Below are 22,376 nucleotides of genomic sequence, written 5' to 3' on the forward strand. Positions count from 1 at the left end.
TGCTCTCACCCTGTTATAATGGTTACTGCCGGATGATTGCAGTATATACTTGGAGGTAGCAAAAGATGGATGAACATATGAAACGTCGGTTAGACAAACAGCGGAAGCTGTTCAGTCAACTCGGCATCACATTAGACGCTCTAACCATACATGAAAAAGAATTCAGCATGAAGCTGCGTGGCTACGATGCGGAGGAAGTAGATACATTTCTGGACAGCGTAATCAAGGATTACGAACGTTTCTATGCGACGATCGCTGATCTGATGGATAAATGGCAAGAGCAGCAGCTGGAAATGCGGGAATTAAAGGCAGAAACCAAAACAGAGGTAATCCAGGTACCTGTTTCCCGAGGCATTGATCCAAAAGAATTGGAAGAGGTTATTCTGAGGCTTGAGACTAACGTCCGCCAGCTTAAAGATAAGCTTCCTCGCGTGGAAGAGTTTTTATAAGGAGTTGTTTGGTGTAAAGGGAGCTCCGCTTGACATTTCTAAATTTACCATTGACGAGTTAGCAGTTCATGAATTATGATATGTTCATAAATGATCATTTATATTTTAGTGGCGTGTTACCGTTAAGGGCATGAGCCAAGAATTGTCTTTATTTCCATTAGACAATTCTTGGCTTTTTTTGTTCCAATTTGACGATAATTAGGGAGAGGAGTGATGAGCTTGTCGCGAGAGATCGAGCAATTTCAAGTACAGCGTGTAATAGGGAATAACGTTGTAATGGTTCAGGGAAGCAAAAACGGGAAGGAATATGTCATCATTGGCAAAGGTATTGGATTTGCAGTGAAGGGTTCTGGTGTGATCGAAGGAAATGATGCTCGGATTGAGAAATTGTTTCGTCTAGAAGATCGCGAAGCCTGGAGCCAATATCAAGTTTTGCTGGAAGACATAGATCCCAAGGTTATGAAAATAACTGATGAGATAATTGCAGATATCCAAAGTCAATTTCCTGACAAGTTAAACGACAAGATTTATCTGGCACTCCCGAGCCACATACAGTTCACCATCTACCGTCTGCGCAACGGGATGGATATTATTAATCCGTTTTTGCAAGAAACCAAAATGTCATTTCCGAAGGAATTTGAGATCGCTTACAAGGCATCGGAGAAAATCAATGCTGAATTTCAAGTACAAATCCCCGAAGATGAGATTGGATTTCTTACTTATCATGTGTATTCGGCAGTTAATAATGTATCGGTTGGTCAGTTAGTCAAGGCCTCTAATATTGTCAATGAGCTTCTAGACATGATTCAGCAAGAACGAAAGATAACTTTTGAGCATGGCAGTATGAATCATATCCGATTAATGATCCACTTGCGTTTTTCGCTGGAACGTATTTTAAAAGGATCACTAATAGATAATCCCTTTGTGAAACATATTAAGAAAGAATACAAAGAGGAATACAAGCTGGCTCAAAAACTCGGTAAAGTAATGCAAAGGTCGCTTGAAGTCGAAATCCCGGAAGAAGAACTATGTTTTCTAGCCATGCATTTGCACCGGTTATTTCAGACCTTAGTGAAATCAAATTAACATCTTAAGAGGAGTGGAGCATATGTTTTCCAAATGGAAATCAAAAAAAGAAGAGAAACATACTGAACATACCATCGAAATCATGGCACCAATCAGCGGGGAGTCAGTTCCACTAGCACAGGTTCCGGATGAAACCTTTGCTGGCGGTCATATGGGTAACGGAATTGCAATAAAACCATCTGAGGGAATTTTGAAAGCGCCTTTTGACGGTAAGGTTGCTCATATCGTGAAATCGAGTCATGCAGTCATTCTGGAACATTCCTCCGGTATGCAATTGCTATTACATATCGGAATCGATACTGTCAGCCTCAAGGGCAACGGTTTTGTCAGTCATATAACCTCTGGAGATCAAGTAAAAGCAGGTCAAACCCTAATCGAATTTGATCTGGACGTAATTCGCGCGGCAGGTTGTGACACAATTTCGCCTGTAATCGTGACCAGTACAGAGGAGAATCCACCTCAAGTAAGCGGACATTATGGTCAGGTTACAGCAGGACAGGATCTGATTCTTACCGTGGCTTCAAAGTAATTGGTTTATAGAGCACTACTACTATTGAACCGAAAGGATGATTTTAAATGTTGGCTTTTCTACAAAAACTAGGTAAGTCGTTAATGCTTCCTGTTGCAACCATGCCGGCGGCAGCTATTCTTCAAGGGTTTGGTTTGCTTAACTACGAAAAAGATATTCCGCTAGGAGCGACCATTGGTGGATTCTTGAATCAATACTTTGCGCCATTTCTAAACGCCGGAGCGAATGCGATCTTCGGTAACCTTGCCTTAATCTTCGCGGTAGGGGTTGCCATTGGATTTGCCGGTGACGCCGTAGCAGCTTTGTCAGCAGTAATTTCTTACATGGTACTGACTAAGATTCTGCTTATCGTACCGCTTCAGTTCTCTTTCATCAATGATGATGTTGTATTGAACATGGGTGTGCTTGGTGGTATTTTTGCCGGTGCTTGGGCAGCATTCTTATACAAGAGATATCACAATATAAAAATGCCTGATTGGCTCGGATTTTTTGCAGGTAAACGTTTTGTCCCAATCATTACGGCAGCTTCTATGATGGTTCTTGCTGTATTTGTAGGTATGATCTGGAGTCCGATACAAGATGTTATTAGTGACTTCGGGAACTGGGTTGTGTCACTGGGGGCTGTTGGAGCATTCATCTTCGGTACAGCTAACCGCTTGCTGATTCCGTTCGGTCTTCACCACGTGCTTAATACGATTGCTTGGTTCCAAATTGGTGATTTTACGAATGCAGCTGGTGAACTGGTGCATGGTGACTTGTACCGCTTCTTCGCTGGAGATAAAACTGCTGGGATGTTTATGACTGGATTCTTCCCAATTATGATGTTTGCGCTTCCAGGGGCAGCACTTGCATTTATTCATACAGCTAAACCGGAAAAACGTAAAATGGTTGCTTCCATCTTCATCGGTTCTGCCATTGCTTCTTTCTTAACAGGGATCACTGAACCACTTGAGTTCTCCTTTATGTTCGTAGCACCACTCTTGTACGGAGTTCATGCTTTATTAACAGGATTCTCCATGGCCTTGATGTACATTTTAGATGTTAAGCTTGGTTTTGGTTTCTCTGCAGGTTTGATCGATTATCTTGTAAACCTGAAACTGTCCACTAATGCATGGATACTTATTCCTGTGGGTCTTGGATTCTTCGTCTTGTATTATGTACTATTCCGCTTTATTATCTCATTGTTCAAGCTAAAAACACCTGGACGTGAAGATGATGATGAAGAAAGTCTGTTAGCACCACCTGGAGGTAATGGAACGCCTTCATCGTCTTCTAAAGCTGCTCAAATTCTTGAGAACATCGGCGGTCCATCGAACATCCGCAATATCGATGCATGTATCACACGCCTTCGTCTGATTGTTAATGACGAAAAAGCCGTTAAAGATTCCGCATTGAAACAGCTCGGAGCTTCCGGTGTTATGAGACTGGGTCAAGGGGCTGTGCAGATCGTATTTGGTCCAAAATCAGAGCAAATTAAAGATGATATTCAAAAGCTGTTATAACTAAATTGATCATGTTAAATTCATTAAACAGGGCTGGTTCTTATACCAGTCCTGTTTTTTTGCTGTGTCCAGAGATAAAGGGTTGCTTTATAGATAATGCCTAGTATAATACTTGGTATAAGTAGGCAAAGGAGTCGGTACACATGTCAGTCGATGATTATTTGGATCTTTTAAATTACGCCAAGGCGATTAAAGATGGACAGTGGCAGGCTGACATCATTGAGCGCTTAAAGAATCTTAGTGCAGCAGCGGAAAGTCCTCAGATTCAAGAAGAAAGTGTAATAGAATTATGGTCAAGATTTGATGCCATTAACATAATGATCATGAAGCTGTTTGAGAAGCTACGTGAGAATGAACATTCAGAGCAACAGTTTCAGTGGAAAGAGCAGCTCTGGGAGCTTAGGCTGGAACGAAGTATTTTATCAAAAAAGATTCTTAATCGTTACATTCGAATTAGGTAAACACTAAAAGACAGTTTCCTTATTAATTTAGGGGCTGTCTTTTTTACGTAATCTTGATACAAAAAAGCATTGATAGTCGTCTTACTTATAGCTGCAGCTGATAAGGAGGATTTACAAGATGGAAATTCCGGAATCTGAAATTTTTAAAGCAATATTCTATGAACATTATCCTATTGTCAGACGTAAGCTGACCGCTTTGGTTCGTGATGAGTCGGCAGCAGATGATTTGGCACAAGAAGTTTTTCTGAGATTGTATCGTAACCCCCCAGATGATCCAGCAGCGCTGGGTGCCTGGCTTCATAGAGTCCTTACTCGTATTGGATATGATTATCTGGACAAAAAAGCAAGGGAACGGCGGCTGCAAAATAAACAAGAACAGTTATACGAAGTTGGGGAATCACCTCCTTCAGGAGAGGAAGTCTTAATCAGTAAGCTGGATCAGGAGGATGTTCATGAATGGTTGAACGAGCTGCCTGACAGGGATAGACAAGCGCTTCTGCTTAGATACTCTGGTTATAGTTATGCGGAAATAGCAGGCGAGCTTGGTCTAAGACCTCCCGTAGTAGGGACATTACTGCACCGTGCGACCCAGAGGTTAAGACAAAATGCAGCAAAATCACTATCTCAGTCAGATTAACAAACCGAGATAAACGAAGCTCCAAATTATTTAGGAGGGTTTACTAATGACTAAACAACCGCTAAATCAAGATCATAATAAGCAATATACAGATGAAGCCTGGGCCAAATTGCAAAACAAGTTAGCGTCTGAGCCTGCAAGTCCTAAATGGGCTGTGTGGAGTCAGCAGTTGGCAGTGGATGTTATGAAAGATGATGATATACCACACCCAGAAATGGGCCAGCCTCAATCTACAGATGACAATCCGATAACTAATCGCCGATCCAAGCGACCTCGCATGAATCGTCGGCGTAAGTGGGGAGTAGCAGTGGCAGGTGCCGCGATCGTTGCGGTTATACTTGGAACTCCAGTAGGAAATACGGCTATGGCATCGCTGCTGAATCAGTTTCGGATGGAAGAAGTTACAGTTGTGAATGAAAATGATATTCGGGATATTTTTTATCAGGTAAATGAAAGTCAATCCATGAATGAAGCTATGAACAAATTTGGTGTGTTTACAAGTACTTTTGGTTCAAATAAAGGGATTATTCCGCTAAATCAGGTGGAAGAGACTCTAGGTTTTACACTTCCAAGCGGAACTTTGCTCAAGAATGTGAAGAGCGCATATATAACCAATTCACAAGAAATAACCTTGAAGCTTAATATTGAAGCGGTTAATAAAGCAATGAAAAGATTGGGTGCAAAACAGCTTCTTCCAGAGGCCATAGATGGGAAAGAAATTAAATTAGATCTTTCGGAGATCGTGAATTATGATCTTTCGATGGATAATGATAAATGGGCTAATCTTACACAGACGAAGACTCCTTTAATTACTGTAGATCCAACTATAAAGGTTGATGAAGCTTTGGAAGCTATAATCGATTTTCCATTGCTGCCAGATTATCTGAAATCCAGCTTAAAGCAGAGCCGCATTTTATCAGGTGAAATTCCTCTGCCACTGGTAAAAGGCCTGAATACCGATCAAATAAAGATTAAAGATACTACGGTTCTACTGAATCAGAATGAATATAGTCAAGGGATTGTATACTCGGCCATTTGGGTACAGAACGGGCAATTGTTCGATTTCAACGGGGGAAGCGTGTATACAGATAAAGCTGTATTCTTAGAGAAGCTAGAGGAGTTGATTGAATAATGACGGTTGCTGCAATAGAAGCGAAGTCTTTGACCAAAGAATATGATAACGGACGTGGTTGCCGTGATGTAACGATTACTGTTGGGAAAGGGGAAGCCTTTGGCTTCCTCGGCCCTAATGGTGCGGGGAAAAGTACCTTTGTCAAAATGTTGGTAGGTCTCATTCGTCCATCGAGTGGTAGTGCTACTCTATTAGGCCATAAGATCGGTTCACTTGAAGCCAAGTCTCAAATCGGATATTTACCGGAATTATATCGCTATCAAGAATGGCTTACCGGGGAAGAAGTAGTAAGACTGCATGCCAAGCTGTGCCGTGTAGAGCGATCTGTAGCCGATAAAAGAGTTCCAGAGCTTCTAGCGGAAGTTGGAATTGGAAACCGTGGACGGGATCGTGTGAAACATTATTCCAAAGGGATGCAGCAGAGATTAGGGCTTGCTTGTGCTCTTGTAAACAATCCGGCCATCGTTTTTCTGGATGAGCCCTCATCGGCGCTAGACCCGATTGGACGTCAGGAAGTTCGGAATATTTTGCAGAGGCTAAAAGAGAAGGGAGTTACGATATTTCTTAACTCTCATCTACTGGAGGATGTTGAACTCATCTGCGACCGTATGGCACTGCTGAATAACGGAGTTATACTGCGGCATGGGAAAGTATCTGAGATCTTAAATAAGCGAACAAGCTGGCATTTTAAAGTGGGCGGTTTTACGCCTATTTTGTTGTCTTGGCTACAGGATAGTACTGATCTTAAGATCAAAGTTTCAGCGGATATTGGATCTCAATCTGAAAAAGGAGCTTCAATCCCAGCTACATTGGAAAGTAGCACAGTTTGGCTGGAAGCGGAACTGGAGAATGAGGAGCAAGTAGGCTGGCTGAACACGTTAATTATTGAACAAGGAATGACCTTATATGAAGTCTCACGAAAGCAAGAACGTCTGGAAGACTGGTTTATGAGTGCTGTATCCGGCCTAAGTCACAGAGGTGAACACGAATGAGAATAATCATGGGAATGACCTGGAAGGAATTGCTGCGAAAACGAGTGATGATATTAACACTGCTTATGACCATTGTCTTTCTTATAGGATTTTGGTTTGTGGCAAATACGATTGGACAAAGTGGAATACCGAATAGAACAGATATTAGCAGTGGCGAGCATCTCTTAGCTAATTTTACAAATGGTGCTTTTATATTATCACTTGGATTCTTTTTTGGCGCTTTTGTAATCGCCTTTTTGGCGATCTTCAGTTCCTTCTCAGCTATTGCAGGTGAAGCGGAACAAGGGGTTATGCAGGCTTTACTGCCAAGACCGCTGCCGCGGTGGAAATGGTACATAGGTCGCTGGCTTGGATATGTGACGCTTGGGATTGGTTATGCCCTGATTTTATTTATTTCTATTTTATGGATTACTGAGATCCATGCAACCGTTCCTAGAGATGCCGTAGTCCTATTGAAATCATTTTTGTTATTCTCCTCTATAGTGCCTTTGCTAATTACGATTTCTATGCTGGGTTCTGGATTCTTCTCAGCAGTGGGGAATGGCGTCTTTATGACAATGTTATATGGAGCGGGCTGGTTAGGTGGGATGATTGATAAGATCGGAGGATCGCTTAGATTAGAACCCGATGTTCTTGACACATTAAATAATCTGTCAGGAATGATGGCACTGCTTATGCCAGTGGATGGTTTACAGCGGAAAATGACCGCCGTCCTGTTCAGCGCTAATGAAATGAGTGGAATGATGGGATTGTTCGGCAGCATGAATGGATTGCTGGATTTTAATACGGTTCCGTCAAATATGTTTATTTTTTATGCGCTAGGATATACCCTGTTAGCTTTTGTTATAGGTCTCCTTCGCTTCGAGCGAAAAGACTTATAAAGGGGATGTTAATCCAAAAAGAGCCCTCTTGTCTTATGATCGGGACAATTAGGGCTCTTTGTGTTGTGTAGCGGGAATCATTTCTTAATACCAAGCTCAATCCATTCGGTAGACCAGTTTCCAATTTCACCAAGTATAGGAGCAAGCGCTGTGCCTTTTGGAGTCAGAGAGTACTCAATACGTACTGGCATTTCAGGATATACAGTTCGCTCTATAATGCCTTCGGTTTCCATTTCCTTCAATCGGTCAGATAACACCTTGCCACTGAGATTGGACAGACAGCTCTCAATTTCACCAAAACGGCGTGGCCCTGGCATAAGCACGAAAACGATCAGCGCGACCCAACGTTTACTTAGCAAGTCTACCGCTTTTTCAAAGCGAGGACACATGTTGAAATCATTCATAATATCACCTCGACATTCATTATATCATAAACTTACATAAAGTAATTATAAATATTTAAATATATATTATAACTTGACGAAGTTATATTACAATGATAAACTTACTTACAAATAGTTACTTATAATTTAACTAATATTTTATCCTTATGCTTAGCTCTATCTAAGCATTGATGAACAATGAGGAAGGTGTAATTATGATTAAACCAGAAATCACTTCTATTTTACAGAATAAAATCACGCGAATTCCTTTAGCAAATTCCACAAATATATTGGTTGGACCCATCACGTTACCCGTGAATTTAGACGGCGAGACCGTTGTTTTTAAATGGTACAACTGGCTGAATACAACTGATGCAGAGCTTCTTCAAGAGGATAGCAGTAAAGCAACGGCAGCTTTAATTTCACGTTTGCCATCCATGAACTTAGCAGAAGGACAACAATCCAGTGTGTTGGTATATGGCGATTTCGAAGGGTCTGAGGATGCATTGATCCGGATGCATAGCATCTGCCATACTGGCGATATTTTTGGCAGTAAACGTTGCGATTGCGGATTCCAGCTGCATCAATCCATGAAAATGATTGTTGAGCATGGCTCTGGGGCATTATTTTATCTCGCGAATCATGAAGGAAGAGGCATTGGCCTGTTCAGCAAATCTTTAGCGTATCTTTTACAGGAAGAAGGATACGATACAGTTGAGGCTAATTTAGAGTTGGGATTTGCTGATGATTCAAGAAACTACGAAGAAGCAATCAGTGTTCTGCAAACTTTACGTCACAAACCAGTGACGCTGATCACGAATAATCCGAAGAAATTGGATGCGCTCAAGGCTGCAGGGATGAATGCCGTGAAAAGAGTAGCGTTATGGGGAGATGTATCTTCTTTTAACGAGAAATATTTGCGGACTAAAGTCGCTCGCTCAGGGCATTTAGAAGCTGTGAAGGACACCCATTCGCTAAATGAAAGACTGGCTAAGTAAAGATTGAAGTAGTGCTTTTGCGCTTCTTCTATTATAATGGGGTACTGGGAACCAACTCTAAGCTTAGTGAGGTACAATATGACTGCTATTCAAGTACAAGACTTACGCAAAACATTTAAAGTACAAAAAAACCGCGAGGGTCTCAAAGGGGCCTTCGCTGATTTGTTTAAAAGGGAATATACGGAAGTGACTGCAGTGAAGGACATTTCCTTTTCCATTCCTGAAGGGGAGATCTGTGGTTATATCGGCGAGAACGGTGCTGGGAAATCGACCACGATCAAAATGCTCACAGGTATTCTCGTGCCGACTTCCGGAAATCTGACAGTAGGTGGTTATGTTCCGTATTTGGAGCGCGAGAAATTCGTGAAAAATATCGGCGTGGTATTCGGGCAACGCAGTCAGCTATGGTGGGACATTGGGGTGATTGAGTCGTTCCAGCTCCTGCGCAAGGTTTACCGGGTGTCTGAACAAGATTTCAAGAAACGGCTGGATGAATTGGTCGAACGGCTGCAGCTGCAAGAACTGCTGAATCGTCCGGTTCGTAAGCTTAGTCTAGGTCAGCGGATGCGTTGTGAATTAGTAGCAGCATTGCTTCATAATCCGTCGATTGTATTTCTGGATGAACCGACCATTGGCTTAGATATTGTGGTGAAGTCAGAGATCCGTGAATTCCTAAAAGATATGAACCGCGAGCATGGGACAACCATACTGCTGACTACACATGACCTGCAAGATATTGAGGCGCTTTGCTCCCGAGTGATAATGCTTGATGATGGCCGTATCATTTATGACGGAGGACTGGAAGACCTGAAGCAGCGTTGGGGAACCGGACGTGAGGTTCAATTTCAATTTGGAAATGCAACGAAACGTCAGCAACTTGAGTTATGGACTGAGGGGTTGCCTGTTACTTGGTCTGCGGAGAACGATCTAGGGGCATCTGTCTGGATACCGCTAGATATAAATGTATCGGATGTATTAAGCAGAGTAGTGGGAAAAGCAGACATTACTGATATCAAAATCATAGAGACCAATACGGACGATATTGTTCGCAGTATTTATCAATCCGGGTCTGCAGACAAGCCTGATGAAATGGCTGCCGCTCTGAAGGATGAAAGAGAGGCTTTACATGTCTGATAAGCTTAATCCTGCAACGGCTATGTCCTCCTCCTCAGGAGGCGCGTCTTCTGGTGGTCCTCAGGAGAATAGCCGTAAATTACTATTCGGGGCTTACTTAGATTTTATACGCATCCGTTTCCTTACCATGCTTGCTTATCGAATTAACTACTACTCAGGTATTCTTATCTATTCACTGAATATTGGGGTTAACTATTTCACTTGGATGGCCATCTATGGTAATGGGGATTCATTGGGTGGATTTACTGCAACGCAAATGACATCATATGTTGCTGTGTCGTGGATGGCTAGAGCCTTTTATTTTAATAACCTAGACCGCGAGATCTCTACGGATATCCGTGATGGAAGTATCGCTATCCAGTTTATAAGGCCCTATAACTATGTCTTAGTCAAAATGATGCAAGGTCTTGGAGAGGGAATGTTCCGCTTCCTCTTATTTATGATTCCCGGCATGGCCATAGCGATGCTGCTGTTCCCAGTACAATTGCCAACAGCGCCATCTGCTTGGGCGGGGTTCCTGGTGATGCTCTTTTTCAGCTTTTTAATTAATTCACAGATCAATATCATTACAGGGCTCTCGGCTTTTTTCGTGGAAAATAATGAAGGCATGATGCGAATGAAGCGGGTAATTGTAGACTTATTCTCCGGCTTAATCGTACCGATCAGTCTGTTTCCTAACTGGTTATCTTCCGTACTTGAGGTGCTGCCGTTTCAGGCGATTACCTACTTGCCAGGTTCAGTGTTTACGGGACGGGTGCAAGGGGTTGGAATATGGAATGTATTAGGGATACAAATTATTTGGTTCCTGGTATTGCTGATTCCAATTGTCTGGTTATATCATGCGGCGCGGCAGCGTCTCTTCGTGCAGGGAGGTTGAGGAAACATGTATTACCTGGGATTATTAATTGAATATATCAAAAACTATATGAAGAGCCGGCTCACCTATCGCGCTGACTTTTGGGTAGAGGTCATTTCAGACTTGCTTTTTCAAGCTACCAACTTTATCTTTATTCTCGTAATTTTTATGCATACAGATAGCCTGGGCGGTTGGAATCAGAATGAAGTAGTGTTCGTTTATGGATTCTTTATGGTGCCTTTTGGGGTGTTTAGTTGTTTTGTGAATCTATGGGGATTTAGTGAACGTTACATCGTTAAAGGTGAGATGGACCGTATTTTGACACGCCCAGCTCATAATTTGTTCCAGATCTTTTTGGAAAATGTTGATCCACCAGCACTTATGGGCTCATTCATAGGTATTATTATTATGGCCATCAGTGGCAGCAATCTGGGTCTTCCCTTTGAATGGTGGACGATACCGGCTCTGATCATTCTGACGTTAAGTGCGGTCGCCATCTATACGGGGATTTATACAACGTTGACTTCATTGTCTTTCTATTCGGATGCTCCTACTGGGATTCTTCCGTTAATGTACAACATTCAGACTTATGGCCGTTACCCGGTAACGATTTACAATCGTGCTATACAGGTATTGCTTACTTGGATCATTCCATTTGCATTCGTCGGAGTGTATCCAGCCGCGCTTTTTCTGCAGCGGGAGGAGATGACCAGCCTTGCTCTGATGACACCTGTAGTAGGCGCTATATTCCTGGGGATTGGTTTGTTAGCCTGGAGTTATGGCGTACGAAGATATAAGGGTGCGGGGTCTTAAGTTAGGCTAGTGTTTTGTTAAGTTGGAAAGGCTACCTTCGGGTAGTCTTTTTTTTACCCGGAATTCATGAATATGCTAAAATCATTAATATCTACATTGGGGAGGAATCATAGATGAATGTGTTAGATATTTTACCAGCACCCGAAAACTTAAAAAAACTTATGAAAATACTTGCTTCTCTAAATATTGTCTTATGTCCAGAGGACTGGCTTCGCTATCATAGTTTTGATTCTATATTTGATAAGAATGTTTCTCTAGCATCGATCGATAATGGCTCAGGTGATAATTTGTTTATTATTTTTACACCTCAAGGAACGATAATTAAAGGTTTTGATCATGAGTCCGAAGTAAGTCCATATGCGCGTGACGAACATGAAGTTTGGCCAGGAATCTATGAAGAGGTCCCAACCTCGCTATTGTCTTTACTGGAAGATGAGGCGATAGCTAAGGATGATGTTACTTTTTGTTTTTGGCGTGAAAATAACGACATGGCGTGGCAGAAGGGAGAGGTAGAGATTCCAGCGGGGGCAGAAGATGGTTCGGACTTTTTGCTAGGGACTATTTTCCGCACAGCTGAGGATTTTGTGGAATTTGCCGAAGGTTATTTTGAACTCACACTCCCTTTAGAGGTCGTTGCACAAGTTTATGAGGGTGCAGTCATTACCAAAGAGATGATCAAAGCGTTAAATCCTGATGGTGATGTAGAGACAATTCTTCAGGAGTTAGCAGAGCTAGACTCTTAGGGACTTATCGATTTTGAAAACAAAGGGGGATGCGAAATGGAACTTTACGTGGAAAAGCTGAATGCTGATGCTGCTAGGGATATTTTAAGCTGGCAATATGATCCACCCTATGATTTTTACAACAATGAAACAACTCCTGAAGCTATAAGTGAAATGCTAGAGGAAGCATTTTTTTCTGTACTTGATGCAAATAAACAATTGATCGGATTCTTCTGTGTAGGAAGTCCGGCACAGGTTCCAAATGATAAATATACATATTCTCAGGATTTTATAGATGTGGGTTTAGGAATGAAGCCAGAGTTAACCGGACAGGGGAATGGGACTCTATTTTTCACAACAGTCCTTAACTATATTAATGAGAGATTCGAGGAAAAACCAAAGCGGCTGACAGTGGCGAAGTTCAACGATAGAGCGATACGCTTGTATGAAAAACTAGGATTTAGCCGGGAAGCTGAAATCGTTAAAGGAACTACAGAATTTATTATTATGATTTGTAATGAAAATGATAATCTTACTCCCATGTATGAGCGGGCAAAACCCGGCGAAATAATTACTTTTGGCTCTTATCCGCAAATGGCGGACGGAGCAGAAAAAATGCCGATAAAGTGGCGGGTGCTGCAAAATTCAGGTAGAGAGCTGTTCATTTTAAGCGAGTACATTTTGGACTGCAGGCGGTATCACGGTGAATATGTTGATGTTACATGGCATGACTCCGATTTGCGAAAGTGGTTGAACGATGATTTTTATAATGCCGCTTTTAATGACTCCGAGCACAGGCTCATCAAGACTACACAATGCACAGATAACGGAGAGGGAAGTATAAACACGGAAGATAAGATTTTTCTGCTCAGTGTTTCGGAGGCGAATGAATTGACCTTTAAACTTGGTGAAGATACTTTACGTGCGAAGCGTAGGGCGATAGGAACGGGATTCTCCAAAGTGAAAAAGAACGATGGATGTAAATTGTATGTGTATGATAAAAAAGTCAAAGCTGATTATATCCTTGAGAAGGATGAAGAGTTTGGCTGCTCATGGTGGTGGCTGAGAACTCAACCTGTGATTTCTTCACGTGCGTATTTTGTAGGTACCCGTAGCAGTATTCGCAGTTACGGACATGTAAACTTAGCTTGTTACGGTGTGCGCCCCGCTATAATCCTTAATTATTAAGCTCTTTCTCCAACATCGTTTCATGGGAAGCGAATCTTACCACAGAAACAAAACAGCCTGAACCCCTAGGAATACAGGGCTCAGGCTGTTTATTATTGTTTCTATTTCATGGAATTAGATTTGTCTTTAGCATTGAGTGTAGCAATCAGTTTCTCGCCTTCGACATCCAGGTTTGGCAGAATACGGTCGAGCCAGTTTGGAAGTGCCCAAGCTTTGTTGCCGAAAATAGACATTACAGCAGGAACTAATCCCATTCGAATAATGAAAGCATCGATTAAGATCCCTACGGCCAGTGTAAAGCCGATTTGTTTAATCATGACATCATCCGTAAAAATAAACCCTGCAAAAACGGAGATCATAATTATAGCAGCGCCTACTACGACACGACTCACCTGGTTGTATCCATGAACAACGGACTCTGATCCCTCATGACCATGAACGTACGATTCACGCATGGAACTGACAAGGAAAACCTGATAGTCCATCGCGAGCCCATATAGGATACCCGTAACGATGATTGGCATAAAGCTTAGCAATGGGCCACCGGTGTCGAAACCGAAGAGAGTATGGAGCCAGCCCCATTGGAACACGGCTGTGGTGATCCCGAATGTAGCGAGAATGCTAAGCAGAAAACCGATCGTAGCTTTGATAGGAACGATAATCGAACGAAATACCAACAGAAGAATAATGAGCGATAGGAGAATGATGATTCCTACATAAATGGGAAATACATCTGCCAGCTTGGCCGACATATCGATGTTAACGGCGGTAAAGCCGGTAACCCCGAGTTTAACATCATTACTTTGAGCGATACTAGATTCCGTAGCCCGTAAATCATTCACCAGATTTTTGGTTGTTATATCGCTAGGACCCGTTTCTGGAATCAGACTGAAGATAGCTAAATCCTTAGTCATGCCCAGAGGAGTGACCTGCGCGACATTCTTTTGAGCTTGGAGCTCTTGCACAAGATTTCCTAGGAGCTCCGGAGTGACTGGAGTGGAAGAGTTCTTTGGTTCTGCAACCAGAATAAGCGGTCCGTTAAATCCCTCTCCAAAACCCTCGGATATAGCATCATAACTTTGTCTTGCTACCGTGTCCAAGTTCGCCGAGGCAGCTCCGGGAATGCCCATTTCCATTTTCGCTATAGGGGTTGCTGCTACGCCAAGTATCACGACGATGGCAACAATAGTGACCCAACGATACTTGATGACGAATTTAACCCATCTATCAGCTATACCGCGGTTACCCGTTTTATGATGATCCTTGTTTTTCTTGCGAGCTTTAGGCGAACAGATGCGTTCACCCACCAATCCGAGCAATGCCGGCAATAGGGTTAAGGCAACAAATACGTTGATGAGGACGGTAGCTGCTGCTACTAACGCCATCGTAGATAAGAAAGTAAGCCCGATTACAAGCATACCGCAGAGAGCGATAATAACCGTCAAACCGGCGAAAAATACGGCGCTGCCGGATGTGCCAATTGCTCTAGCCGCAGCTTCTTGTGCGCTTAATCCTTGATCAATAATCATTCGGCGTTGGCGATTTACAATGAAAAGAGCATAATCGATTCCGACGGCTAATCCAATCATAAGCGCCAAGACGGAAGTGACACTAGGCATTTCAATGAATTTGGAAATAGAAAATGCTCCACCCACACCGATGCCGACTCCAAGCAGTGCAGTTATAAGGGGCAGCCCTGCTGCAACGACAGAGCCAAGCGTCACCAGCAAAACAATTGCAGCAATGACAAGTCCGACAATCTCAGCTGATCCTACACCGATAGATACTGATTTGAGTGTCTCACCCGGCAGTACAGTAATGTTGGTATCTTTCTCGACATTCATGACGGTATCAATTACAGAATCAAAAATATCTTGAGAGATAGCTGATTGCTCAATGGTAAACTGGAATTGGAACAATGCAATTCTACCGTCTGCGGAAAGAATAACACCAGGCACCGGAACACCATCTGCCATCAGAGGACCATAGGAAGGGGGTGCTGTGGCTGTTGCAGACTGATCCATACTGGCAGCCTGAGTTGCTTCAGTAGTTGAACTACTTGCTTCCGCTGCATAATCCGCAGGATTAATCACTTCGTTTAAACCGTAAACCTCATTAATACCCTTAGTGATCGCTGCCAAACGTTCTGGCGTATCCAATCGCTCGCTTTGAGGTGCTTTGAACACGACACTTCCTTGTCCACCAGATGCAGCCGGAAGTTCTGTTGCTAATTGATCCAAAATCTTTTGCGATTCCGTGCCTTCAATCTTCATTTCCGAACTGATATGAACACCATTCATACTGATCATAGAGATGACAAATCCCAAAATTAAAATCCAACCTAAAATGAAGTACCCAGGTTTGCGATAAGCGGTTTTTCCCACTCTGTATAATAATGTTGACATGTATCTATTTTACACTCCCTCTATGATGAAAACTGATTATTAGCCTATTAGAATCCGTTGCGTAAATATCCGTAAATAGTTTCCAAAAATTGATCGAACGTAAGAGTTTCAGGACTTGGATCGTCGCTCGTCGTTTGTCCCGGAAGCAGCACATTAAGTTTTCCGTCAATTAAGGGAAGTACAGTTCCGTAAACCGAATTTATAAGCAGATAAGTATAGACCTCGTCATACTTACCATTTGACAAGTGCAACAATGTTTTTTGTGCTCCAGTTTGCGTAAGGTGTATTGCTCTTAGATAATGGGGCTCGAGCGCTGGGAATTTTCGGGAAAGTAATGAAAGCTCACGTAACCTCCCTATAAGCTCAGCTGTAAGTTGCATCTTTATTAGCTGATATAGGGTGTCAAGCAAGGAGGCATTTTCAGGGATTTTGGTGAGCAATTCCTCATACTCATTCGTGTTCCGTACGGTAACTGCTCCCATCGCAACTGCCTCTTCCTTGCATGTGAAATAGTTTGCGAAAGTTCTTCTGGAGTAGCCGGCTTTTTGCGCGATATCTTCAACAACAAAACCGTCCAACCCATGTTCAAGTGCAAGTTCGAATGCCGCTTCAGCTAGCGCTTTTTCAGTGGCTTCTTTTTTGAAATCTCTCAAAGTTTGTTTAATCATAACTTTATGTATACACCTCCCATATGGCTGTTATTGTGGTGAAGATTAGGATTAATGACTATATACTAATGTAAACTTGCCCAAAGTGCAAACTTTCTCATTGGGCAAGTTTATGTTTTGGGATCTGCTTATAGAAAACTCTTAGCTGTTACACAGCAGAAAACAGGAAATAAAAATAGAATAATTTCTCTTTATCAACAGATGAAAAGAGTACATAATTACAGACGACCTCATTAACTCTAGAAATATTTTGTGAGTATTATAAATGATCTTTTTCAAAGAGGGGGAGTTCGTTATATGTATGGAATTTTGGCTGTTTCCGGCCTGTCTTTTCTTCTGGTGGCGGTGTTTACGCCTCTATTAATCTGGACGCTGCATAGACTGAGGTTAACGCAGCCGATTCGTGCTGAGCTTCCAGCAGATCATCAGGCCAAACGGGGTACACCACTAATGGCAGGGTTGATCCTGCTTATCGGGATAGCGATTTCGCTGCAGTTTCAACCCGGGCCTCTAATGTTACTCTTATGCGTTACGTTTTTGTTGTTTAGTTCGGTCGGATTTCTGGATGATTTCAAAAAGGCTTTTTGGCAAAATCCATCCGGCATCAGCGGCCGCTCAAAACTAGTGCTTCAATTTCTTTTTACTGGAATTATATTATATGTGTTGTTCCATTCGTTCGGCCTGACGAGTGATATCGAGTTATTTAAAGGGCAAAATCTGCAGTTGCCTGTGTACCTTTATGTGGCCATCATTTTGCTGTTTGTGGTCGGCTCCGCGAATGCCATCAATTTTACAGATGGTCTCGATGGGCTACTGATCAATGTTGCCATACCGTCGTATTTTTTCTTTTTTATGATTTCGGACAAACCTGAAGTGCAGACATTTTCACTTGTTATGATCGGTTGTCTGCTAGGACTTTTTCTTTACAATATTTATCCAGCAAGAGCGTTTATGGGCGATACTGGATCACTGGCGATCGGGGGCTCCCTTTCCGTTCTGGCTGTCATTGAAAAGGTTGAGCTTTTGCTTCCAATTTTGTTTTTCGTTTATTTTGCGGAGCAGTTGTCGGTCATTTTACAAGTTTGGTACTACAAACGGACGAAGCTGCGGCTATTCCGGATGGCTCCGATCCATTACCATTTCAGCTTAAAATACGGATGGAGTGAGAACAAAATCGTGATGATTTTCGGTTTCATTTCGTGGGTATCCGTACTGCTATGCTGGTTGATTTGGAAATATTTAATTCATTAAACGAACAATTCGATACGAAACATGAATCTACATAATGTTATTGCAACAACGAGACATCGGCATCTTTTGTATTTACAAATCTATAAAAATAGATATAATGGAACACATGGAACCTTTAATGATATTCAAAGCGTTGTCTAACGAGACTCGTAGTCAAATTATGATGTGGCTAAAAACTCCCGAGGAATTTTTTGATGAAAAGCCTTATTTACAACAAGGCCTAAATTTTCAAATCGGGATTTGCGTGGGCGATATTCAAGCTAAAGCGGGGCTTGCACAGTCGGTTATTTCGAGTTATCTATTGACCATGCAAAAAGCTGGTTTGCTGGAATCTGAGCGAATTGGGAAGTGGACGTATTATCGTCGAAACGAAAAGATAATTCAAGAATTTTCCGATTATATTAAAGAGAAACTATAGGAGAGAGGAGGAAGGGCTTTTTTTTGATAATACATATCTACAAATCTATATATGTGAATATAAATGGAGGATTATTTTAAAATGAAAAAGGTTAACCCTTTACTTATTATTATTTTGGCTTTAGGCGTATTTGGCATTATTACAACGGAAATGGGGATTATAGGTGTTCTGCCACAGGTAACTCAAAAATTTAATATATCAACTTCTCAGTCTGGATGGCTTGTAAGTATATTTGCTTTAGTTGTTGCTATTTCAGGTCCATTTCTGACCTTATTGGCTTCTGGAATTAATCGTAAAGTAATTCTATTAACTGCCGTACTTATTTTTGCAATTTCAAATATTGTTTATGCGTATACGACCATGTTTGAAGTAATGCTGATTTTTCGTATTATCCCTGCTATTTTTCATCCCGTATTTTTTTCAGTTGCACTTGTTACCGCTGCCCAACTTGTCCCTCCGGAAAAGAGCACCAAAGCAGTTACAAAGGTTTTCGCCGGAATAACGGTCGGGTTTGCTTTTGGTGTGCCTTTGACTTCTTATCTCGCGGACAAAATTTCTTTAGAAGTCGCTTTTCTCTTTGGAGCTGTCGTAAGTATAATTGCCTTTTTAGGAATACTAGCTTGGCTTCCTTCCATGCCAGTTAAAGAAAAAATGTCTTATGGTAAACAACTTGGTATTTTACGCAAACCCCTATTGTGGTTAAATATTGTGGCAGTTATTTTTATCTTTGCAGCTATGTTTTCTGTGTACAGTTACTTTGCTGAATATCTTGGGCAGGTAACACATATGAACGGGTCATGGATTAGTATCATGTTGATGGCCTTTGGGATAATCATGATTTTTGGGAATTTTTTATTTGGAAGCCTTTTGCATAAAGGCATTACAAAGACCGTTATCATGTTTCCATTGTTATATGCGGTAACTTACTTATTCGTATATTATCTAGGTTCTTATTTCCTTCCGATGGTTGTTATCATAATCATTTGGGGGGCAGTGCATTCCGGCGGACTGATTGTCAGTCAAGTATGGTTAACGACCGAAGCGAAAGAAGCTCCCGAATTCGGTAACAGCTTGTTTATCTCATTTTCTAACCTTGGAATTACTATAGGGACTGCTATCGGTGGTTGGTTTATTTCTCATGCAGGAATACATCAACTCATCTGGATCGGAATTATGTTTTCCCTGCTTGCTTTCTTATCGATCATAATCAAAATAAAGATTTCCAAATTAAACGTGGTGGAAGTAGAGTAAAGGCGAAACAGCGATAACCAAGTATCTTTTTTCTGGTACATGGCTATCGCTGTTTTCTATGATTAGTATTACAGTCTTGTGTTTTTAAGTGTTTTAATTTATTTTTATTAGACCCCATGAAATTACATACGTGTATAAGAAAGAGGTTATCAATGAATAAGATTTATCTATTAAAAAGCTTTCTAGCTATCACACTCTTACTTGGAACAACAACTGCCTGCAACTTAGCCGAGCAGATTACTTTAGAACCAGTTCCAACGATTACGGCCGATTCCAGTTCTGGATTAGATTCTACGCCAGACAATACAACAGAGGACAACAAACGTTTAATAGATGCAAAGGTAACACGAGTAGTCGATGGTGACACCATGAAGCTGACTATAGGCGGCAAAAAGGAAACCATTCGTTTATTGCTGGTCGATACTCCAGAGTCAGTGAATCCGAATATCCCCGAACCACAGCCATTTTCGCTAGAAGCTTCTGATTTCGCCAAAAAGATGCTTACGGATAAAGATGTACAAATTGAACTAGATGTATCGGAGCGGGACAAATATGGCCGCCTACTTTGTTACCTCTATATAGATGGGAAAATGTTCAATGAGATTCTGCTAGAGCAGGGTTATGCACGTGTAGCCTATGTATTTGCACCTAACACAAAATATGTTGATCAATTTAGAGCGATTCAGGATAAGGCGCGAGAGCGGGGAATAGGTATTTGGAGCATTGAAAATTACGCGAAAGACAAAGGTTTTCATGTGCAGAAAAAGAAATGAACTTCTATTAACGTAGGGTATTTGAGCCTATTAGAAGACAGGGGATAGTTTATTGAGCGATTATATTATGGAGTTAAGAAAGCTGGTAGGTACCAGACCGCTTATAATGGCAGGAGCCTGTGTTTTATTGTGCAGCAATCATCAATTATTATTGCAACGTAGAACGGACAACGGGTGCTGGGGTTTGCCAGGTGGTTCAATGGAGCTTGGGGAGACTTTAGAAGAGGTCGCTAAGAGGGAGCTTTTTGAGGAAACAGGCTTAACAGCCAAAGTTCTTGATTTGTTCGACATGTTCTCTGGAAAAGATCTTTATTATAAATACCCGCACGGTGATGAAGTATATAATGTTGTGGCTGCGTATCTATGCACGGACTTTGATGGGGCGCTAAAAGTAGATGGAATTGAGGTGCAAGAATTGCGTTTTTTTAGTTATGAAGAATTGCCAAGCGAGCTGTCTCCTCCAGATGTTCCCGTCATTAAGAGGTTTATGGATCGTTTTGTTTGTAACTGAACCGGCTAACGAAACCACATCTCACTCAAAGCGTCACCTTTCCCTGGGTACATTAATAAGATGAACAATGAAACATGACATCAGCCCGGAAAGGTGTGCGATTATGGACGGAACAATCCTGAATTTCTTTGCTGGCGGCAACACAGCTCACGGCTTCTCTAACCTCTATGAGTCGTCATTGCAAGATTTAACGCGTTTGTTTGTTTTAAAAGGAGGCCCCGGTACGGGGAAAACTAGAATCATTCGAGAAATCGGAGATCTTCTGGCTCAACAAGGTTATGAGATCTGGTTAATTCACGCAGCGTCAGATAATGATTCACTCGACGGAGTGGTTATTCCTGAATTAAAAGTAGGAATTATAGATGGTACGGCTCCACGGGTCATTAAGCCAGAATTGCCTGAAGAGGCCATCGTACATGTGAATTTGGAGCAGGCCGTCGATACGCTCCAGTTAAGCCAGCGTTGTGTTGAGATCGACAGCTTAGTTGATCAGTACACGGAAGAGCATGAACTCGCTTATTCAGGCTTTGCTGAAGCACTCCGCATTCATGACGAGTGGGAAGCGATTTATATTGCGACAATGAATTTCCAAGCCGCTGATGAGCTGACTCAGGAGTATATTCAACTTCTGTATGGTGATCAGAACTTCGAAAAAGTAAGCCGGGTGGATCACCGTTTTTTAGGTGCAGCTACGCCTAAGGGTGCAGTGGATTTTGTACCTAATTTAACCGCAGGACTAAAAAGATATCTTGTAAAAGGTCGCGCGGGATCCGGTAAATCTACACTTTTAAAAAAATTGGCAGCTGAAGGAATAAAACGTGGTGTCAATGTTGAGATTTACCACTGTGGTTTCGATCCGAACAGTCTTGATATGATTATCGTACGCGAGCTTGGGTTTGCTATTTTTGACAGCACAGCTCCGCATGAGTATTTCCCTGACCGTGCCACCGACGAGATTGTTGATATGTATTCACGGTGCATACAGTCAGGTACGGATGAAACTTTTGCCGAAGCCATCGCAGGTATTAAAGAGCGATATTCCAGCACCATGAAACGATCCATTCAACATCTGACAGATGCCAAAGTATTTTTGGATGAGTTAAAGACAATCTATGCCGCCGCTACAGATTTTGACCATGTAGATCAGATTAAATCCCAAATTCAACAAGAAATCAGCGGGATTGTGGAAAGTCCTCAGGAGGTTTAACCTTCATTAAAGATCGCTCTCTTAGCGGGCGGTCTTTTTTCTATGTCAAGAAATTGGTATGGTACATACGCACCCATGCGGTTATTTCCACAAGAATTGTATCCAAGTATGCTCTCTCTAGGGACAACG

General features: G+C 41.9%; 24 protein-coding genes. 21 read left to right on the top strand and 3 right to left on the bottom strand.

Features of this window, described 5'->3' with window-relative positions:
- The first annotated feature begins 65 nt into the window (after window positions 1-65).
- From NYE72_RS13765 to NYE72_RS13805, 9 genes are all read left to right on the top strand, one after another.
- Window positions 66-449, top strand: coding sequence for a DivIVA domain-containing protein (locus tag NYE72_RS13765; protein WP_036686669.1), 384 nt, complete (start codon window positions 66-68; stop codon window positions 447-449).
- A gap of 213 nt (window positions 450-662) precedes the next feature.
- Window positions 663-1,535 (top strand): PRD domain-containing protein, encoded by an 873-nt coding sequence (locus tag NYE72_RS13770; protein ID WP_036686671.1) that lies wholly within the window; start codon window positions 663-665, stop codon window positions 1,533-1,535.
- Window positions 1,536-1,557: 22 nt separating this feature from the next.
- Window positions 1,558-2,064, top strand: coding sequence for a PTS glucose transporter subunit IIA (locus NYE72_RS13775; protein ID WP_036686673.1), 507 nt, complete (start codon window positions 1,558-1,560; stop codon window positions 2,062-2,064).
- Window positions 2,065-2,111: 47 nt separating this feature from the next.
- The gene (nagE, locus tag NYE72_RS13780; protein WP_036686675.1) at window positions 2,112-3,566 is read left to right on the top strand and encodes an N-acetylglucosamine-specific PTS transporter subunit IIBC; all 1,455 of its coding nucleotides are present in this window, start codon (window positions 2,112-2,114) and stop codon (window positions 3,564-3,566) included.
- 143 nt (window positions 3,567-3,709) lie between these two features.
- Window positions 3,710-4,027 (top strand): hypothetical protein, encoded by a 318-nt coding sequence (locus NYE72_RS13785; protein WP_036686678.1) that lies wholly within the window; start codon window positions 3,710-3,712, stop codon window positions 4,025-4,027.
- A 118-nt stretch (window positions 4,028-4,145) separates the two neighbouring features.
- The gene (locus NYE72_RS13790) at window positions 4,146-4,664 is read left to right on the top strand and encodes a sigma-70 family RNA polymerase sigma factor (protein ID WP_038570626.1); all 519 of its coding nucleotides are present in this window, start codon (window positions 4,146-4,148) and stop codon (window positions 4,662-4,664) included.
- Between the two features lie 46 nt (window positions 4,665-4,710).
- Complete coding sequence (locus NYE72_RS13795) at window positions 4,711-5,796, top strand: hypothetical protein (protein ID WP_038570629.1); 1,086 nt, start codon at window positions 4,711-4,713, stop codon at window positions 5,794-5,796.
- Window positions 5,796-6,788 carry an ABC transporter ATP-binding protein gene (locus NYE72_RS13800; RefSeq protein WP_038570632.1) on the top strand — a complete coding sequence of 331 codons (993 nt, stop codon included), beginning with the start codon at window positions 5,796-5,798 and terminating at the stop codon, window positions 6,786-6,788. The genes NYE72_RS13795 and NYE72_RS13800 overlap by 1 nt, the downstream gene beginning before the upstream one ends.
- Window positions 6,785-7,669, top strand: coding sequence for an ABC transporter permease subunit (locus NYE72_RS13805; RefSeq protein WP_038570635.1), 885 nt, complete (start codon window positions 6,785-6,787; stop codon window positions 7,667-7,669). The genes NYE72_RS13800 and NYE72_RS13805 overlap by 4 nt, the downstream gene beginning before the upstream one ends.
- A gap of 77 nt (window positions 7,670-7,746) precedes the next feature.
- Here the strand turns inward: NYE72_RS13805 and NYE72_RS13810 are convergent, their stop codons facing one another.
- A complete protein-coding gene (locus tag NYE72_RS13810; RefSeq protein ID WP_036686688.1) occupies window positions 7,747-8,073 on the bottom strand; it encodes a winged helix-turn-helix transcriptional regulator in 327 nt (108 codons plus the stop codon).
- A gap of 194 nt (window positions 8,074-8,267) precedes the next feature.
- Between NYE72_RS13810 and NYE72_RS13815 the strand changes: the two genes are divergently transcribed.
- From NYE72_RS13815 to NYE72_RS13840, 6 genes are all read left to right on the top strand, one after another.
- Window positions 8,268-9,050 carry a GTP cyclohydrolase II gene (locus NYE72_RS13815; RefSeq protein ID WP_036686690.1) on the top strand — a complete coding sequence of 261 codons (783 nt, stop codon included), beginning with the start codon at window positions 8,268-8,270 and terminating at the stop codon, window positions 9,048-9,050.
- A 78-nt stretch (window positions 9,051-9,128) separates the two neighbouring features.
- Window positions 9,129-10,184 carry an ABC transporter ATP-binding protein gene (locus NYE72_RS13820; protein WP_038570639.1) on the top strand — a complete coding sequence of 352 codons (1,056 nt, stop codon included), beginning with the start codon at window positions 9,129-9,131 and terminating at the stop codon, window positions 10,182-10,184.
- 127 nt (window positions 10,185-10,311) lie between these two features.
- The gene (locus tag NYE72_RS13825) at window positions 10,312-11,061 is read left to right on the top strand and encodes an ABC-2 family transporter protein (RefSeq protein ID WP_051491475.1); all 750 of its coding nucleotides are present in this window, start codon (window positions 10,312-10,314) and stop codon (window positions 11,059-11,061) included.
- Window positions 11,062-11,067: 6 nt separating this feature from the next.
- Window positions 11,068-11,853, top strand: coding sequence for an ABC-2 family transporter protein (locus NYE72_RS13830; RefSeq protein ID WP_036686696.1), 786 nt, complete (start codon window positions 11,068-11,070; stop codon window positions 11,851-11,853).
- 113 nt (window positions 11,854-11,966) lie between these two features.
- The gene (locus NYE72_RS13835; protein ID WP_339211938.1) at window positions 11,967-12,596 is read left to right on the top strand and encodes a hypothetical protein; all 630 of its coding nucleotides are present in this window, start codon (window positions 11,967-11,969) and stop codon (window positions 12,594-12,596) included.
- A 36-nt stretch (window positions 12,597-12,632) separates the two neighbouring features.
- Entirely contained in the window at window positions 12,633-13,763 is a 1,131-nt protein-coding gene (locus NYE72_RS13840) for a GNAT family N-acetyltransferase (protein ID WP_339211939.1), read from the top strand.
- A gap of 101 nt (window positions 13,764-13,864) precedes the next feature.
- Here NYE72_RS13840 and NYE72_RS13845 read toward each other — a convergent pair whose 3' ends face one another.
- Together NYE72_RS13845 and NYE72_RS13850 are read right to left on the bottom strand one after the other, a co-directional pair.
- Entirely contained in the window at window positions 13,865-16,168 is a 2,304-nt protein-coding gene (locus NYE72_RS13845; RefSeq protein ID WP_094902836.1) for an MMPL family transporter, read from the bottom strand.
- 47 nt (window positions 16,169-16,215) lie between these two features.
- Window positions 16,216-16,836 carry a TetR family transcriptional regulator gene (locus NYE72_RS13850; RefSeq protein WP_076141465.1) on the bottom strand — a complete coding sequence of 207 codons (621 nt, stop codon included), beginning with the start codon at window positions 16,834-16,836 and terminating at the stop codon, window positions 16,216-16,218.
- 297 nt (window positions 16,837-17,133) lie between these two features.
- Here NYE72_RS13850 and mraY point away from each other — a divergent pair, with 297 nt between their 5' ends.
- From mraY to NYE72_RS13880, 6 genes are all read left to right on the top strand, one after another.
- The gene (gene mraY / locus NYE72_RS13855; RefSeq protein WP_076141464.1) at window positions 17,134-18,087 is read left to right on the top strand and encodes a phospho-N-acetylmuramoyl-pentapeptide-transferase; all 954 of its coding nucleotides are present in this window, start codon (window positions 17,134-17,136) and stop codon (window positions 18,085-18,087) included.
- A gap of 106 nt (window positions 18,088-18,193) precedes the next feature.
- Window positions 18,194-18,505 carry a winged helix-turn-helix transcriptional regulator gene (locus NYE72_RS13860; RefSeq protein ID WP_051491476.1) on the top strand — a complete coding sequence of 104 codons (312 nt, stop codon included), beginning with the start codon at window positions 18,194-18,196 and terminating at the stop codon, window positions 18,503-18,505.
- An 81-nt stretch (window positions 18,506-18,586) separates the two neighbouring features.
- The gene (locus NYE72_RS13865) at window positions 18,587-19,756 is read left to right on the top strand and encodes an MFS transporter (protein ID WP_076141463.1); all 1,170 of its coding nucleotides are present in this window, start codon (window positions 18,587-18,589) and stop codon (window positions 19,754-19,756) included.
- A 152-nt stretch (window positions 19,757-19,908) separates the two neighbouring features.
- Complete coding sequence (locus NYE72_RS13870; protein WP_076141462.1) at window positions 19,909-20,529, top strand: thermonuclease family protein; 621 nt, start codon at window positions 19,909-19,911, stop codon at window positions 20,527-20,529.
- 67 nt (window positions 20,530-20,596) lie between these two features.
- Window positions 20,597-21,040: an NUDIX hydrolase gene (locus tag NYE72_RS13875; protein ID WP_038574424.1), complete on the top strand. Its 444-nt coding sequence runs from the start codon at window positions 20,597-20,599 to the stop codon at window positions 21,038-21,040.
- A 103-nt stretch (window positions 21,041-21,143) separates the two neighbouring features.
- Window positions 21,144-22,247 (top strand): PRK06851 family protein, encoded by a 1,104-nt coding sequence (locus NYE72_RS13880; RefSeq protein WP_076141461.1) that lies wholly within the window; start codon window positions 21,144-21,146, stop codon window positions 22,245-22,247.
- Window positions 22,248-22,376 lie beyond the last annotated feature (129 nt).

Source organism: Paenibacillus sp. FSL L8-0333, from assembly GCF_037965665.1.
GTDB lineage: Bacteria > Bacillota > Bacilli > Paenibacillales > Paenibacillaceae > Paenibacillus_AQ > Paenibacillus_AQ odorifer.

Bases quoted from the DNA above. Each gene is read 5' to 3' on its own strand.
- NYE72_RS13765 (WP_036686669.1), top strand. From the start codon at position 66: ATGGATGAACATATGAAACGTCGGTTAGACAAACAGCGGAAGCTGTTC.
- NYE72_RS13770 (WP_036686671.1), top strand. From the start codon at position 663: ATGAGCTTGTCGCGAGAGATCGAGCAATTTCAAGTACAGCGTGTAATA.
- NYE72_RS13775 (WP_036686673.1), top strand. From the start codon at position 1,558: ATGTTTTCCAAATGGAAATCAAAAAAAGAAGAGAAACATACTGAACAT.
- nagE (WP_036686675.1), top strand. From the start codon at position 2,112: ATGTTGGCTTTTCTACAAAAACTAGGTAAGTCGTTAATGCTTCCTGTT.
- NYE72_RS13785 (WP_036686678.1), top strand. From the start codon at position 3,710: ATGTCAGTCGATGATTATTTGGATCTTTTAAATTACGCCAAGGCGATT.
- NYE72_RS13790 (WP_038570626.1), top strand. From the start codon at position 4,146: ATGGAAATTCCGGAATCTGAAATTTTTAAAGCAATATTCTATGAACAT.
- NYE72_RS13795 (WP_038570629.1), top strand. From the start codon at position 4,711: ATGACTAAACAACCGCTAAATCAAGATCATAATAAGCAATATACAGAT.
- NYE72_RS13800 (WP_038570632.1), top strand. From the start codon at position 5,796: ATGACGGTTGCTGCAATAGAAGCGAAGTCTTTGACCAAAGAATATGAT.
- NYE72_RS13805 (WP_038570635.1), top strand. From the start codon at position 6,785: ATGAGAATAATCATGGGAATGACCTGGAAGGAATTGCTGCGAAAACGA.
- NYE72_RS13810 (WP_036686688.1), bottom strand. From the start codon at position 8,073: ATGAATGATTTCAACATGTGTCCTCGCTTTGAAAAAGCGGTAGACTTG.
- NYE72_RS13815 (WP_036686690.1), top strand. From the start codon at position 8,268: ATGATTAAACCAGAAATCACTTCTATTTTACAGAATAAAATCACGCGA.
- NYE72_RS13820 (WP_038570639.1), top strand. From the start codon at position 9,129: ATGACTGCTATTCAAGTACAAGACTTACGCAAAACATTTAAAGTACAA.
- NYE72_RS13825 (WP_051491475.1), top strand. From the start codon at position 10,312: ATGCTTGCTTATCGAATTAACTACTACTCAGGTATTCTTATCTATTCA.
- NYE72_RS13830 (WP_036686696.1), top strand. From the start codon at position 11,068: ATGTATTACCTGGGATTATTAATTGAATATATCAAAAACTATATGAAG.
- NYE72_RS13835 (WP_339211938.1), top strand. From the start codon at position 11,967: ATGAATGTGTTAGATATTTTACCAGCACCCGAAAACTTAAAAAAACTT.
- NYE72_RS13840 (WP_339211939.1), top strand. From the start codon at position 12,633: ATGGAACTTTACGTGGAAAAGCTGAATGCTGATGCTGCTAGGGATATT.
- NYE72_RS13845 (WP_094902836.1), bottom strand. From the start codon at position 16,168: ATGTCAACATTATTATACAGAGTGGGAAAAACCGCTTATCGCAAACCT.
- NYE72_RS13850 (WP_076141465.1), bottom strand. From the start codon at position 16,836: ATGATTAAACAAACTTTGAGAGATTTCAAAAAAGAAGCCACTGAAAAA.
- mraY (WP_076141464.1), top strand. From the start codon at position 17,134: ATGTATGGAATTTTGGCTGTTTCCGGCCTGTCTTTTCTTCTGGTGGCG.
- NYE72_RS13860 (WP_051491476.1), top strand. From the start codon at position 18,194: ATGGAACCTTTAATGATATTCAAAGCGTTGTCTAACGAGACTCGTAGT.
- NYE72_RS13865 (WP_076141463.1), top strand. From the start codon at position 18,587: ATGAAAAAGGTTAACCCTTTACTTATTATTATTTTGGCTTTAGGCGTA.
- NYE72_RS13870 (WP_076141462.1), top strand. From the start codon at position 19,909: ATGAATAAGATTTATCTATTAAAAAGCTTTCTAGCTATCACACTCTTA.
- NYE72_RS13875 (WP_038574424.1), top strand. From the start codon at position 20,597: ATGGAGTTAAGAAAGCTGGTAGGTACCAGACCGCTTATAATGGCAGGA.
- NYE72_RS13880 (WP_076141461.1), top strand. From the start codon at position 21,144: ATGGACGGAACAATCCTGAATTTCTTTGCTGGCGGCAACACAGCTCAC.